The sequence below is a fragment of the Micropruina sp. genome (assembly GCF_047607385.1).
In the GTDB taxonomy this organism is placed as follows: domain Bacteria; phylum Actinomycetota; class Actinomycetes; order Propionibacteriales; family Propionibacteriaceae; genus Micropruina.
In genome coordinates this window covers 13,065-27,243 of record NZ_JASGDE010000118.1, presented here as the reverse complement: position 1 = coordinate 27,243, position 14,179 = coordinate 13,065, and the positions used below count along the sequence as shown (strand labels likewise).

The 14,179-nt window shown below is 70.6% G+C and carries 14 protein-coding genes; 8 read left to right on the top strand and 6 right to left on the bottom strand.

All coding sequences use genetic code 11. From position 1 onward, the window contains the following. Positions 1 to 147: 147 nt before the first annotated feature. From QM582_RS10600 to QM582_RS10580, 5 genes are all read left to right on the top strand, one after another. Complete coding sequence (locus QM582_RS10600; RefSeq protein ID WP_415084218.1) at positions 148 to 1,341, top strand: PucR family transcriptional regulator; 1,194 nt, start codon at positions 148 to 150, stop codon at positions 1,339 to 1,341. 132 nt (positions 1,342 to 1,473) lie between these two features. Beyond that, positions 1,474 to 2,415, top strand: a complete 942-nt coding sequence (locus QM582_RS10595; RefSeq protein WP_415084216.1) for an ACP S-malonyltransferase — start codon at positions 1,474 to 1,476, stop codon at positions 2,413 to 2,415. Continuing rightward, a complete protein-coding gene (locus QM582_RS10590) occupies positions 2,412 to 3,407 on the top strand; it encodes a beta-ketoacyl-ACP synthase III (RefSeq protein ID WP_415084214.1) in 996 nt (331 codons plus the stop codon). The genes QM582_RS10595 and QM582_RS10590 overlap by 4 nt, the downstream gene beginning before the upstream one ends. Positions 3,408 to 3,461: 54 nt before the next feature. After that, complete coding sequence (locus tag QM582_RS10585; RefSeq protein WP_298135049.1) at positions 3,462 to 3,704, top strand: acyl carrier protein; 243 nt, start codon at positions 3,462 to 3,464, stop codon at positions 3,702 to 3,704. 89 nt (positions 3,705 to 3,793) lie between these two features. Next, a complete protein-coding gene (locus QM582_RS10580) occupies positions 3,794 to 5,050 on the top strand; it encodes a beta-ketoacyl-[acyl-carrier-protein] synthase family protein (RefSeq protein WP_415084212.1) in 1,257 nt (418 codons plus the stop codon). Positions 5,051 to 5,135: 85 nt separating this feature from the next. On the opposite strand, the gene QM582_RS10575 is transcribed toward QM582_RS10580, so the two are convergent. Continuing rightward, entirely contained in the window at positions 5,136 to 5,633 is a 498-nt protein-coding gene (locus QM582_RS10575; protein WP_415084210.1) for a DUF3145 domain-containing protein, read from the bottom strand. Between the two features lie 138 nt (positions 5,634 to 5,771). Here QM582_RS10575 and QM582_RS10570 point away from each other — a divergent pair, with 138 nt between their 5' ends. Further along, positions 5,772 to 6,551: a crotonase/enoyl-CoA hydratase family protein gene (locus QM582_RS10570; protein ID WP_415084208.1), complete on the top strand. Its 780-nt coding sequence runs from the start codon at positions 5,772 to 5,774 to the stop codon at positions 6,549 to 6,551. Between the two features lie 10 nt (positions 6,552 to 6,561). Here the strand turns inward: QM582_RS10570 and QM582_RS10565 are convergent, their stop codons facing one another. The 4 genes from QM582_RS10565 to QM582_RS10550 are packed head-to-tail and all read right to left on the bottom strand — an operon-like array spanning position 6,562 to position 10,634. Beyond that, entirely contained in the window at positions 6,562 to 7,530 is a 969-nt protein-coding gene (locus QM582_RS10565) for a VWA domain-containing protein (RefSeq protein WP_415084207.1), read from the bottom strand. Then, entirely contained in the window at positions 7,527 to 8,471 is a 945-nt protein-coding gene (locus tag QM582_RS10560) for a VWA domain-containing protein (RefSeq protein ID WP_415084223.1), read from the bottom strand. Before QM582_RS10560 ends, QM582_RS10565 begins: the two co-directional genes overlap by 4 nt. 11 nt (positions 8,472 to 8,482) lie before the next feature. Next, complete coding sequence (locus tag QM582_RS10555; protein WP_415084221.1) at positions 8,483 to 9,520, bottom strand: DUF58 domain-containing protein; 1,038 nt, start codon at positions 9,518 to 9,520, stop codon at positions 8,483 to 8,485. Positions 9,521 to 9,557: 37 nt separating this feature from the next. Further along, the gene (locus QM582_RS10550) at positions 9,558 to 10,634 is read right to left on the bottom strand and encodes an AAA family ATPase (RefSeq protein ID WP_415084205.1); all 1,077 of its coding nucleotides are present in this window, start codon (positions 10,632 to 10,634) and stop codon (positions 9,558 to 9,560) included. A 300-nt stretch (positions 10,635 to 10,934) separates the two neighbouring features. Between QM582_RS10550 and QM582_RS10545 the strand changes: the two genes are divergently transcribed. Next, positions 10,935 to 11,828 carry a hypothetical protein gene (locus QM582_RS10545; RefSeq protein WP_415084220.1) on the top strand — a complete coding sequence of 298 codons (894 nt, stop codon included), beginning with the start codon at positions 10,935 to 10,937 and terminating at the stop codon, positions 11,826 to 11,828. After that, on the top strand, positions 11,825 to 12,616 hold the full coding sequence (locus tag QM582_RS10540; RefSeq protein WP_415084203.1) for an HAD hydrolase family protein: 792 nt from the start codon (positions 11,825 to 11,827) through the stop codon (positions 12,614 to 12,616). The genes QM582_RS10545 and QM582_RS10540 overlap by 4 nt, the downstream gene beginning before the upstream one ends. Positions 12,617 to 12,954: 338 nt before the next feature. On the opposite strand, the gene QM582_RS10535 is transcribed toward QM582_RS10540, so the two are convergent. Further along, positions 12,955 to 14,177, bottom strand: a protein-coding gene (locus QM582_RS10535) for an IS3 family transposase (RefSeq protein ID WP_415084201.1) whose coding sequence is annotated in 2 segments (ribosomal slippage) — positions 12,955 to 13,893 and positions 13,896 to 14,177 — 1,221 coding nt in all. Because the reading frame shifts where the segments join, the coding sequence is not laid out codon by codon here. Between the last annotated feature and the right edge of the window lie 2 nt (positions 14,178 to 14,179).

Sequence of the window (14,179 nt, the reverse complement as noted above, 5' to 3'; positions counted from 1 at the left end):
GCGAGGGTGTCCAGATCGGTGTCCATCAAAGCCTCCAGAGCTTGGTTGGTTCGCAACACCGACTCTGCGACACCCTCACCCACACCCCCAGACGCCACACCGCCCCAGGACTTACTCATCTAGGGTGGTCCCGACGAAGGGAGACCGGTGGCTGCCATTCCAGGCATCGGACGCGGCTGGCAGCAGTCCGGCCGGCAACGCTCCGCGGTGGCCAGGCGGCTCGCCCAATCGGCCGGGGACCTGACCACGGCGGCACTCGCCGAGATCGAGGCCCGGCACCCCTGGTTCGCCGACCTGGACGCCGAACACCGCTCCTGGGTGACCCTGGTGGCCCGGGCCGGGATCGACGGCTTCGTCCGCTGGTTCGCCGAGGACGGCCGCGACGTCAACCCGGCCGCGGTCTTCGACGCCGCCCCCCGAGCGCTCCAGCGCCGGATCACCCTGCACCAGAGCGTCGACCTGATCCGCACCACCATCGACACCGTGGAGAGCCAGCTGGAGCGGCTGGTGCCGCGGGGCGACCGGTCCGGGGTGTACCTGGCGATCGTCCAGTACTCCCGCGAGATCGCCTTCGGCGTCGCCGAGGTCTACGCCCGCGCCGCCGAGGCCCGGGGCGGCTGGGACGCCCGGCTGGAGGCCCTGGTGGTGGACGCGGTGATCCGCGGCGAGGCCGACGAGACCGTGCTGTCCCGGGCGTCCACGCTGGGCTGGCGCTCCCCCGCCGCGATCACCGTCACCATCGGCGAGGCACCGGCGAAGGACCAGGCGGTGGAGACGATGCGCCGGGTGGTCGCCGAGCGCGGCTTCGACCTGCTGGCCTCCACCCAGGGCGACCGGCTGGTGGTGGTGCTCGGCGGGCATTCCGGCACCGCCGGCACCGCACTGTCGGTGATCACCGAGATCGCCGACCACTTCGGGCCGGGCCACATCGTGGTCGGACCCGAGGTCAGCGACCTGGTGGACGCCGCCATCTCGGCCCGCGGCGCGCTGTCCGGGATCCGGGCGGCGGACGCCTGGCCGAGCGCCCCGCGTCCGGTGGCGGCGGAGGATCTGCTGCCGGAACGCGCCCTGGCCGGCGACGGGCACGCCCGCCGGATGCTGGCCCGGGAGATCTACGGACCGCTGCGCGATGCCGGCGCCGACCTGCTGGAGACCCTGGTCGCCTACCTGGACAACAGCGGCTCGGTGGAGGCCACCGCGCGCACCCTGTTCGTCCATCCGAACACCGTCCGGTACCGGTTGCGGCGGATCGCCGAGGTCTCCGGGTACCACCCCGCGGACGCCCGGAGCGCCTACGTGCTGCGCCTCGCCGTCACCCTCGGCAGGCTCATCACGTCGTAGTGCCACAAACGCCGAGGCCTTGCTCCGGCCTCCCACTGTGAGGGGCGTTGTAGGAAACCCACAAGAAGCTCTGTGACATTTTCGTGATGTCCTGCTGTCACTTGCGGACGGTTTCGCGCAAGAGTATTCCCCGTGCTTGCAATCCTCGCCCCCGGTCAAGGTGCCCAGACCCCTGGGTTTCTCGAGCCCTGGCTGGACGACCCCGCCGTCCGCGACCAGTTGGACGCGCTGTCCTCCGTCGCCGGCGTCGACCTCGCCCACTACGGCACCGAGGCGGACGCCGAGACGATCCGGGCCACCGACATCGCCCAGCCGCTGCTGGTCGCCGCCGGGCTGATCGCCGGGCAGGCGCTGCTCGCCGACGGCCCCGATCCGGACGTGGTGGCCGGGCACAGCGTCGGCGAGATCACCGCGGCGGCACTGGCCGGGGTGCTCTCCCCCGCCGACGCGATGGCCTTCGTGGGCACCCGCGGACGCGGCATGGCGGCGGCGTCCGCACTGCGCCCGACCTCGATGATGGCGGTGGTCGGCGGCAAGGCCGACGAGGTGCTGGCCGCGATCGAGGCCGCCGGACTGACCGCCGCGAACAACAACGGCCCCGGCCAGATCGTCGCCGCCGGCGCCGTCGAGCAGCTCGCCGAGTTGAGCGCCAACCCGCCGGCCCGGGCCCGGTTGATCCAGCTCAGCGTGGCCGGCGCCTTCCACACCGTGCACATGCAGCCCGCCGTCGCCGAGTTGGACGCGTTGGCGTCCGGGCTGGCCACCGCCGACCCCGCCATCCGGCTGCTCAGCAACGCCGACGGCACCGTGGTCGGCGACGGCGCGGAGTTCCTGCGCCGGCTGGTCAGCCAGGTCGGCAACCCGGTGCGCTGGGACCTGTGCCTCACCACGCTGGCCGACCTCGGGGTCACCGGCGTCCTCGAACTGCCGCCGGCCGGCACGCTCACCGGAATCGCCAAGCGCAACCTCAAGGGAGTCGCCTTGTTCAACCTGAACACCCCCGATCAGCTGCCCGAGGCCCGGGCCTTTGTGGCCCAGCATGCGGCAACCCGGGATCCGGAGGCCCAGGCATGAGCGCCCCGATCGCGGCGAGTTCCGGCGCGCCCTTCGCCAAGCTGCTGTCGGTCGCCTCGTTCGTGCCCTCCCGGGTCGTCGACAACGCCGAGATGTGCACCTGGATCGACTCCTCCGACGAGTGGATCCAGCAGCGCACCGGCATCGTCGAACGCCGCTGGGTGGGCGAGGGCGAGTCGGTGGAGACCATGGCCCTGGACGCCGGACGCCGCGCCGTCGAGAAGGCCGGCATCGAGGCGTCCGAACTGGGCGCGGTGATCGTCTCGACGGTCACCTACTACCACCAGACCCCGAGCCTGGCCGCCCGGCTGGCCCACCGGCTGGGCACCCTCGGCGCCGCCTTCGACATCTCCGCGGCCTGCGCCGGCTTCTGCTACGGACTGGCCCAGGCCGAGGCCCTGGTGCGCAGCGGGGCCGCCCGCTACGTGCTGGTGATCGGGGTCGAGGAGCTCAGCCGGTTCACCAACATCCACGACCGCGGCACCGCCTTCCTGTTCGCCGACGGCGCCGGCGCCGCCGTGGTCGGCCCCAGCGAGACCAATGGCATCGGGCCGGTGGTGTGGGGCTCCGACGGCAGCCAGGCCGACGCCATCAACCAGACCGTGGAGTGGAGCAAGGCGCTCGCCGGCAGCGAGACCCCCTACATCCAGATGGACGGCCGGGCCGTCTTCAAGTGGGCCAGCGGCTTCATCGCCGACGCCGCCAAGGACGTGCTGGCCAAGGCCGGGCTGGCCCCCGAGGACCTGGACGTGTTCATTCCGCACCAGGCCAACAACCGGATCACCGACGCCATGCTGCGGGCCCTCAAGCTGCCCGAGCATGTCGTGGTGGCGCGTACCATCAAGCAGTTCGGCAACAACTCGGCCGCCTCGGTGCCGATGGCGATGGACGCCCTGCTCACCTCGGGCGAGGCCAAGTCGGGGCAGACCGCCCTGCTGATCGGCTTCGGCGCCGGCCTGGTGTACGCCGGGCAGGTCGTCACCCTGCCCTGACCCCCATATTCTTCCGGGAACCCCCGGAAAGGCCCTACGACAAGGAGAAACCCTATGGCCACCACCGAAGAGATCCGCGCTCAGCTGGCTGAGCTCGTCAACGACGTCGCCGGTGTGCCGGTCGAGGACGTCCAGCTGGACAAGTCCTTCGTCGATGATCTCGATGTCGACTCGCTGGCGATGGTCGAGATCATCGTCGGTTGCGAGGAGAAGTTCGGGGTCACCATTCCCGACGAGGACTCCAAGAACCTCAAGACCGTCGGCGACGCCGTCGCCTACGTCGAGGCGCACAGCTGAGCTGAGCCCCCATCGTCTGTGCCCCGGGTCCGCCGCGTCGGCGGGCCCGGGGTGCCGAACCCATCCATTTCCGAACCATCGGGAGAGCCATGACTGAGATTGTGATCACCGGCATCGGAGCCACCACCCCGCTCGGCGGCGACGCCGCCTCCACCTGGGCCGGCCTGCTCGCCGGCACCTCCGGCGTCTCCCGGATCACCGAGCCCTGGGCCGAGGAACTGCCGGTCAAGATCGCGGCCTTCGTCAAGGTCGATCCCTCCGAGGTGATCGAGCGGGTCAAGGCTCGCCGACTCGACCGCTCCACCCAGCTGGCCCTGATCGCCGCCCAGGAGGCCTGGCAGGACGCCGGGCTGACCTGGAGCACCGAGAACGAGGTCGACCCGTACCGGCTGATCGTCTCGCTGGCCAGCGGCATCGGCGGCCTGCACTCCCTGCTGAACAACTGGGACGCCCACCGCGACAAGGGCTACCGCCGGGTCAGCCCGTTCACCATCCCGATGCTGATGGCCAACGCGCCGGCGGCCAACGTCGGCATGGCGATCAGCGCCAAGGCCGGCGTGCACACCCCGGTCTCGGCCTGTGCGTCGTCCAACGAGGCGATCGCGCTGGCCATCGACCAGCTCCGGCTGGGCCGGGCCGACATCGCCGTGGTGGGCGGCACCGAGGCCACCATCCATCCGCTGCCGATCGCCGCGTTCGGCCAGATGCAGGCACTGTCCCGGCGCAACGACGAGCCTCAGAAGGCGTCCCGGCCCTGGGACGTCGGACGCGACGGCTTCGTCATGGGCGAGGGCTCCGCGGTGCTGGTGATCGAGACCCTGGAACATGCCAAGGCCCGCGGCGCGAAGAGCTACGGCACCCTGGCCGGGGCCGGCATCACCGCCGACAGCCACGACATCGTCCAGCCCGATCCGAGCGGCGCCGGCCAGTACGGCGCGATGCAGAAGGCCCTGGTGGACGCCGGACTGTCGGCGTCCGACATCAGGCACGTGAACGCCCACGGCACCTCCACCCCGCAGGGCGACCTCACCGAGGCCGGGTCGATCCGGCACGCCCTGGGCGCGGCCGTCGACCAGTGCATCGTCACCTCGACCAAGTCGATGACCGGGCATCTGCTGGGCGGTGCCGGCGCGCTGGAGACGCTGGCCACCGTGCTGGCGCTGCGCGAGCGGATCGTGCCGCCGACGATCAACCTGGACAACCCGGAGCCCGATCTCGGCATCGACATCGCCGCCAACGTCACCCGTCCGCTGCCCGAGGGCGATCTGGCCGCGGTGAACAATTCCTTCGGCTTCGGCGGCGCCAACGTCGCCGTCGCGGTGACCAACGCCAACGTGACCCGCTGACCGCTCTTACCGCTCGCCTAACTATTTGGGGCTCGCCGAATTCGGCGAGCCCCAAATAGTTAGGCGAGCGGTGGGTGGTGGCCCGTCAGACCACCTGGTGCAACCAGCGGACGTCGGCGCCGTCCCCGGCCTGCCGGAACACTTCGAGTTCGTCGTCCCAGGCGGTGCCGAGCAGGTCGGCGATGCCCTGGTGCAGGCCGCGGCGGCCCAGCGCGTCCCGGGCCAGCGCGGCCTTCAGCCGCTCCTCGTTGATCATGATGTCGCCATGCAGCCCCACCGTGGCCTGGAAGACGCCCAGCGTCGGCGTGTACGAGTAGCGAACCGCCTCCGAGTGCGCGGTGGCGTCCTCGGTGACCTCGAACCGCAGCCGCTGCCAGCCCTTCAAAGCGCTGGCCAGCTTCGCCGCCGAGCCGACCGGCCCCGTCCAGCTGTATTCGGCGCGATAGGACGCGCGTTCGGCCGGCTGCGCCGTCCAGTCCAGGTGGACGGGTACGCCGACGACGCCGCCCACGGCCCATTCGACATGCGGGCACAGCGCGGACGGCGCAGAGTGGATCTGCACCACTCCATGGGTTGTCGCCATGGTCTCTCCTTCGGCCGAGTAGCTGCCTTCCCCTGCATCACTCGGTCGCGGAGTGCGTCCATTGTGCCCCAGGTGTCACACCGGAACCAACCGCGGCGGCTCGTTGCAGGACGGCTTCGCGGCCGGTTGGATGGACGAGTGAGCGACGAACGTGTGCTGGTCGAACGCCGGGGCCCGATCCTGCTGATCGGCCTGAACCGGCCGGACAAACGCAACGCGGCCGACCTGGCGATGCTGCACGCCCTGGCCCGCGCCTACACCCTGCTGCACACCGACGCCGCGCTGAGGGTCGGTGTGGTGCATGCCGTCGGCGAGCATTTCACCGGCGGCCTGGACCTGGCCGACGTGGGTCCGGCGCTGCTGTCCGGATCGGCGGAGCTGCTGCCGCCCGGCACCGTCGACCCCTGGGGCGTCGCCACCGAGCCGGTCGCGAAGCCGGTGGTGGCTGCGGTGCAGGGCACCTGCCTCACCCTGGGTGTCGAGCTCGCCCTGGCCGCGGACGTCGTGGTCGCCGCCGCCGGCACCCGGTTCGCCCAGTTGGAGGTCGCCCGCGGCATCATGGCATTCGGCGGCGCCACGCTGCGACTCCCCCGGCTCGGCTGGGGGGACGCGATGCGCTGGCTGCTCACCGGGGACTTCTTCGACGCCGCCGAGGCGCACCGCCTCGGACTGGTCCAGCAGGTGGTTCCCGACGGCGAGCAACTGGACGCCGCACTGGCGCTGGCAGGCCGGATCGCCGCGCAGGCGCCGCTGGCCGTGCAGGCCACCCTGGCCAACGCCCGGCTGGCGCTCACCGACCCGGCCTCCGCCGCTGCCCGGCTGCATCCGGTGGTCGCCATGCTGGCCGGCACGTCCGATGCCCGGCGAGCGATGCAGGGCTACCTCAGCGGCGCCCCGGTGGAGTTCGAGGGCCGCTGATCGCACCGGGTCAGGGCCAGCGGGCGCCCAGCGAGATCACCGCGATCGCGGCCAGCACGGCGAAGCCGAGGGCATAGCCGGTGTAGATCTCGGTGACCTCCTGCTCCTCCTTCACGTAGCCGATCTGGGCGGCGATGTTCTTGTAGACGTCCTTCAGCTCCGACGCCGAACCGGCCGAGAACTTCTTGCCGCCGGAGATGTCGGCGACCCGCTGCAGTTCCTCGTGGTTGACCGGCACCGGCTCGCGGCGTCCGCCGTCCACCACGTAGCCGTCCGGGGTGCCGTAGGCGATGGTGTAGATCGGGATCTTGCGCTTCTTGGCTTCCTCCGCGGCCGGCGCGGAGTACCGCGGAATGTTCGTGAAGCCGTCTGACAGCAGCACGATCGCACCCGGTGCGGGATCGTCGGGATGGTCGGGGTCGACCGGCGCCAGCGCCATCGCGTCCAGCGACGAATAGATGCCTTCGCCGATGGACGTCGACGGCGCCACTTGAAGCCCGTCCACCGCCCGCGACACCAGGCCCCGGTCGGTGGTCGGCGCCACCACCACCGACGCCGAACCGGCGAACGCGACCAGCGCCACGTTGAACCGGGGCGGCAGCATGCCGAGGAAGTCCTTGGCGGCCGCCTTCGCGGCGTCCAGCCGGTTGGGCTGCACGTCCTCGGCGATCATCGAACGGGACACGTCCAGCGCCAACACGATGGTGGCCCGGTCGCGCGGCACGTCCACCTGGTCGGCCGGCTTGGCGAAGGCGACGTTCAGCGCGGCCAGCGCCAGCACCGCCGCACCCACCGCGATGTGCCGCTTCCAGGCCTGCTGCTTGGGCAGCACCTTGTCCAGGTTGCTGATCCCGGTGCTACGACTGCGGTTGCTCTTGCGGCGCAGCAGCACCAGGTACAACACCAGCAGCGCCGGGATCATCAGCAGCCACCACAGCCGCCCGGGCTCCATGAACGCGATCATCGGAAGCATCATCATGGCCACCTCGCTCCGAGCGAGACGGCGGCCAGCGCGGCGACCACGGCGAAGGCCAGGCCGTAGCCGGCCCAGTTCGCGGTCACCTCCTTGCGCACCTCTTCGTAACCGACCTCGCTGCGGATGTTCTTGTACACCGAATCCAACTGACCCGCGGACTCCGCGGTATAGGCCTGGCCGTTGGTCAGGCTTGCGATGCGCTGCAGCAGCACCTTGTCCGGCGGCACCTTCTCCCGCTTGCCGTCCAGATCGACGTAGCCGTTGTCGGTGCCGTAGGCGATCGTGTAGATCGGGATCTTGGCCCGGGCCGCCTCGGTCGCCGCCTGGGTGGGTGAGCGGCCGGCGGTGTTCTGGCCGTCGGAGAGCAGCACGATCGCGCCCGGGGGAATCGAGCCGTCCGCCCCCTTCGGCGCCGACTGCAGGGTGGACATCGCCACGTTGATCGCGTCGCCGACCGCCGTGGAGTCCTGCAGGGTGAGGGCGTCGATCGCCCGGTTCACCTGGCCCCGGTCGGTGGTCGGCGGCATCCGGGACGCCGGATTGCCCGACAGGCTGACCACCGCCACGTTGTAGCCGACCGGCATCGAAGCGGCGAACTTCTTCGCCTCGTCCTTGGCGGCGTCCAGCCGGTTGGGTTTGACGTCGGTGGCCGCCATCGACTGCGAGACGTCCAGCACCAGCACGACCGTGGCCCGCTCGCGCGGCACCCGGTCGACGCCGCTGGGCCGCGACCAGGCGATGGTCAGCGCGACCAGGCTGAGCAGCGACAGGGCGACCGCCAGGTGCCGCCGCCACTGCGACTGCACCGGCACCACGGCGCCCAGGATCGAGGTGTTGGTGAACCGCATGCCGGAGCGGTTCTTGCGCCTGCTCAGGTAGATGTACGCGGCGACCAGAGCCGGGATGAGCAGCAGCCACCACAGACGCTCCGGGTTCAGGAACATCTGTTCGAGATTCACTTGCTCACCCCCTGCGGCGGTTGGTGCAACATGCCCGCCACCCGGCGGTAGGCGAGCACGAAACGGGCGATGTCCTGCACCCAGTCTCTATCGGTGCGCAACTGGATGTGCGCCGCACCGGCCCGGCGCAGCGCGATCCGGATCCGCTCCCGCTGCGCCGCGGACGCCGCGTCCATTCGGGCCCGGGCGGAGGCGTCGCTGGTGTTCACGTAGCGCTGGAAGTCGGTCTCCGGATCGCGGATCAGGATGTCGCCGACGTCCGGGAACTCGATCTCGCGCTTGTCGACGACCTCGACCGCCAGCACCTGGTTGCGCACCGCGAGCCGCCGCATCGGCCGCTCCCAGTCGGGTTCGATGTTCGGGTCGAGCTCGGAGTCGCCGGCGGAGAGGAAGTCGGAGACGACGATCCGCATGCCGCGGCGGCGCTGCAACCGGCCCAACTGCTCCACGCCGGTGGCCAGCGTGTAGGGGCCGGCGCTGTGGTCGGGCACGATCGGTTCCGACAGCATCCGCCGCAGCAGGCCGTACAGCGCCGTCCGGCCGGAGCGGGCGGGCAGCCGCTTGATGCCGTCCGGACGCATCACCAGGCCGCCGAACCGGTCCCCCATCCGCTGCGACAGGAAGCCGATGGTGGCGATCGCCGCGATGCCCAGGTCGCGCTTGGTGACCCCCTCGGTGCCCCAGTTCATCGACGGCGTGACGTCCAGCAGCGCCCAGACCTCCAGCTCGCGGTCGGCGATGGTGTCGCGGACGTGCGGGGTCTGGGTGCGCGCGGTGACCGCCCAGTCCATCTTGCGGACGTCGTCCTGGCCGGGCACGTACACCCGGGCGTCGTTGGTCTCCGAACCGGGACCGGGCATCAGGCCGCGGTGGTCGCCGTGCAGGAAGCCCTCCAGGCGCCGGACGATGGTCAGCTCGAGCCGGCGCAGCGCGGCCTCCGGCGCCAGCTTGTTCAGCGGCAGGGTGGCTCGGGTGGGTTCGCGCAGCACCGACTCCACCGCGCCGAAATCCTCGGCGGGCGGCTCGAATCGCATCTGCTGGCTCAACGGCTCGGTTCTGGTTGGGTCGGGGTCAGTTCTGGTAGCTCGGGTTGTAGCGGTGCTGGCTGTGCGACTGGTCGCGCTGCTGCTGGTTCCACACCGGGGTGGGCGGCGGCACCATGGCGACGATCCGCTCCACCACCTGGGTGGGCGCGATGTCGTCGGCGACGGCGTCGAAGCCGAGCACCAGCCGGTGCGCCATCACGTCCTTGGCGACCGCCTGGACGTCGGTGGGCAGCACGTAGTCGCGGCCGTGGATCAGGGCCAGCGCCCGGGCCGCGGCGACCAGGCCGAGGGTGGCACGCGGCGAGCAGCCGATCTGGATCACCGAGGTCAGGTCGGGCATCCCGAACTCCGCCGGCGTCCGGGTGGCCAGCACCAGCCGGACGATGTACTCGGCGACCAGGTTGTGCACGAACACATTGGACGCCTGGTCCTGCAGCTCGCGGATCTTGTCCGGGCTGAGCACATTGGTCGGCTCCGGCGGCTGCACGCTCATCCGGCGCAGGATCTCGAACTCCTCGTTGCCGCGCGGGTACGGCACGTCCACCTTGAGCAGGAAGCGGTCGCGCTGCGCCTCGGGCAGCGGGTAGACGCCCTCGGATTCGATCGGGTTCTGGGTGGCGATGACGATGAACGGCTTCGGCACCGGGTAGGTGGCGCCGCCGATCGAGACCTGGCGCTCGGCCATCAGCTCCAGCATCGCGGACTGCACCTTGGCGGGCGCGCGGTTGATCTCGTCGGCGAGCACGAAGTTCACGAAGACCGGGCCCAGCGCGATGTCGAATTGCTCCTGGCGCGCGGAGTAGATGCGGGTGCCGACGATGTCGGAGGGGACCAGGTCGGGGGTGAACTGGATGCGCGAGAAGTCGCCGCCGACCACGGTGGCGAAGCTGCGCACGGCCAGCGTCTTCGCTACGCCCGGGACGCCTTCGAGCAGCACGTGGCCCTTGGCGAGCAGTCCGACCATCAGCTGCTCGACCATGTGCTCCTGGCCGACGATCACCCGTTGCACCTGGGCGATCGCCTCGCCCAACAGGCGGGCGGCCTCGCGGGTGGCCGGGTTCCCCTGAGGCTGCTGGCCGGTGGCCTGGGTCGGATTGGACACGCGTGTCTCCTGCTCGCCGAATGCACCTTGGGACGGGCCTGGCCCGCCGGTTCGCAGGCCACCTTACCGGGCAGGGCTGTCAGCCCTCTGTGCGCCGGACGGGCACCTGGAATCGGGCAGAATGGGCCCGCCCGCGGTTGGGCAGGTGTGATGAGATGGGAGCCGATGTCCGAGCAGCAGAACCCGGCCCCCGGCGACCCGCAGTCGCCGGGTCCCGTGCCGCCGCCCGGCGCGATGCCGCCTCCGGACGCGGGGTCGCCGGGGGCCATGCCTCCTCCCGGGGCCATGTCGCCGGGCTCGATGCCCCCGGGCTCGATGCCCCCGGCGCCGGAAACCGTGCCGTTGACTCCCCTGCTCGGCAACGACCCGCCCAAGGTGGGCGACTTCTGGCTGGACGCGCGGCTGGTGGCGGCGCCGTCCGGCATCGCCTTCGCCGGCCACGACGACGCCAATACCCCGGTGATGCTGATCCTGCTGTCGGAGGGTGCGGCGAACGACGCCGCCGCCCGCGACCGGTTGGCCGGTGTGGTCAACCAGCTGCACATCGACACCGTCGTGGCGCGCGGCGGTCACGGCCAGGACGAGGGCCGGCTGGGCCGCAAGTACCGCCACGAAGACGACGATCCGGTCGACCCCGACGATGCCCCGCTGGCGCCCTGGGTGGCTCTGGCCTACGACGGCTCACCGGCGGCGATCGCCGAGGCGTCCCGGATCTTGGACGAGGTGCAGTTGGCCCGGGTGCCGCTGCAGGGCGCTCCGGCCGGGCCGGACTACCGGCTGCACTGGATCGACCGGGCCGCCCCCGGTGTGGCCCGGCTCTGGCCGCTGCCCTGGCCCGGACGCCACGACCGCGCCGGCTGGGTGTCGATCCTGGTGTCCTGGCTGTTGATGCTGCTGCTGGCCGCGCTGGCCGTCCTGATCGCGATCCTGATCTTCCAGCAGTCGCCGCAGCAGAGCCCGCCGCCGCCGGTGCCGCCCACCGGGTCTCCGCCGCCGCAGTCCAGTTCGCCGTCGCCGCAGTCGGGTTCGCCCTCACCGCAATCTGGCTCGCCGTCGCCCCAGTCGGGTTCCCCGTCGCCGCAGTCCGGTTCACCGTCCCCACAATCCGGCTCGCCGTCGCCCCAGTCGGGCTCGCCGTCCCCGCAGTCGGGTTCGCCTGCCGCCGGCCCGCCGTCCCCGAACTCGCGGCTGTGAGCGTCCGGCTGATCGTCACCGATCTGGACGGCACCCTCGTCGACCCGGTCGGGCAGGTTTCCGCGATCAACCGGCAGGCGCTGGCGCTGGCGGTGGATCGCGGCGTGCCGGTGGTGGTCGCGACCGGGCGTCCGTCCCGGTGGCTCCAGGTGCTCGACGACCTGCCGGTTCACCGCGAGGTCGTGGTCAGCAACGGGGCCGGGGTATTCGACCTGCCGACCCGACGGCACACCGTCGTCCACGGGCTGGATCCGCGACTCAGCCTGGAGGTGGCCGAGGACCTGCGGGAGGCCATTCCGGGCACCGTCTTCGCCTTCGAATGGGGTGAGCATTTCGGCTGCGAGCCCGGATTGCCGCAGGAGCGCGGCAACTGGTTGAAACAGGCCCCGCTGGACGAGCTGGCCGCCGTCGACCGCCCGGTGCTCAAACTGTGCGCCTTCCACGCCGAGTTGGACAGCGATGCGCTCGCACTGCGCGGCCGGGCGGTGATCGGTGACCGGCTGACCATGACCCATTCCCACCTGGGCAGTTACGGGCTGCTGGAAATCAGCGCGCCCGGGGTGACCAAGGCGTCCGGGCTGACCGCGTTGTGCGCCGGTCTCGGGGTGCCGCCGGCCGACGTGGCCGCCTTCGGCGACATGCCGAACGACCTGCCGATGCTCACCTGGGCCGGCCACGGCTACGCCATCGCCGACGGCCATCCGACCGTGATCGGTGCCGGTTTCCGGCTCGCCGAGGGTCCGCAGGACGAGGCCGTCGGACGCACCATCCTGCAGTTGCTGAGCTGAAGGACTGTCGGCGTTCAGGGCACGGTCTGTCAACTCAACGGTGTAACCGGCTGTGCTTTAGGCGCGTGTGGCACGGAGTCGGTCATCGAATGCCAAAGGCGGTGAGCGCTTGCTTCCATCTTCTTGGTCCAGCGGGCTCGGCACTTCCCGGTGGCGTCGAGTGTCATGACCCATGCTAAACCTGTGCAAGTCAGGTCCGAGTTGACCCTGTCCGAGCTTCCGGGTACCAACCTCCACCCGAGCGACCAACTCACCCTCCGTAATGAGCCGAATCAGAGCTACTTCTAAAGTCCGGCGTTGTGAGGTTGACCCCGGATTCCGGACAGGTGGTTGTTTGGTCAGGCGGCTTTCGGGGCCGTCTGGGTGGCCTGTCGGGCCAGGTGGTGTTCGTACTGTAGCGGGCTGATGTAGCCGATCGCGGAGTGGCGTCGGCGGGCGTTGTAGAAGCCGTCGATCCAGGCGTAGACGCCTTGGCGGGCGGCGGCGATGGTGCCGAACACGTGCCGGTGGTAGTACTCGGATTTCAGGGTGGACCAGAACGATTCCGCGGCGGCGTTGTCCCAGCACACCCCGGTGCGGCCCATGGAACGCAGCAGCCCGTGCTCGCTGCACACTTCGGCGATCTGTTGGCTGGTGTATTGGCAGCCCCGGTCGGCGCGAAAGATGACCGTGTCGGGCAGTTCGCCCCGTAGTGCGATGGCCTGACGCAGGGCGTCCTCCACGAGGTCGGCCCGTAGGTGGTCGGCGATAGCACGGCCCAGGACGCCGCGGGTGTGGCCGTCCCGGATGACGCACAGGTAGGCCCAGCCCTCACCGGTGGCCAGGTAGGTGATGTCCGAGAACCAGGCAACATTGGCCCGGCCTTTGTCGAATGCGCGCTTGACCAGGTCCGGTGCCGGGTCTGGATCCGGGCCCGGGATGGTGGTTGGTGGATGCCAGGTGCGGGGACTGATCCCCGCTATCCCGGCTTGCCGCATGCACTTCGCGACCGTTTTGACCGATACCGTCTCGCCGGCCTCGCGCAGATCATGCACGATCCTGGGTGCCCCGTAGGTGCCATCAGAGGCCTCGTGATGAGCCTTGATCGTCTCCGTCAGCTCGGCCATCCGCTGCTCGCGGCGGGAGAGCCCAACGGTCTTCCTTTGACGCCATTCGTAGTAGCGGCGCCGATCCACCCCAAGGAGTCGGCACATCCGGCCGATCGTGTAGTTCGCCCTCTCCGCATCGATCACCTCGAAGCACTCCTGCCGGGAGTGTTCTTCGCCGCGAAGAAGGCTGCGGCTTTTCCCAGGAACTCGTTATCCAACCGGAGCTCGGCATTCTCGTGGCGTAACCGGTCCAGCTCGGCCCGCTCCGACACGTCCAAAGGGGCCTCCGGTGGCGCCCCGATCCGGTCCCGCTCCAACTGGACCCAACGACCCAACAGTTGCGCACCCACGTTAATCTCGGCCGCGACCGCCGCGACCGCCGCGATCGTCCGACCGGTATCGATCACCAGGTGCGCAGCCTCCCGCCGATACTCCGGCGTATAGCTCTTCCGCTTCTTCGTTGATCCCATCAAGG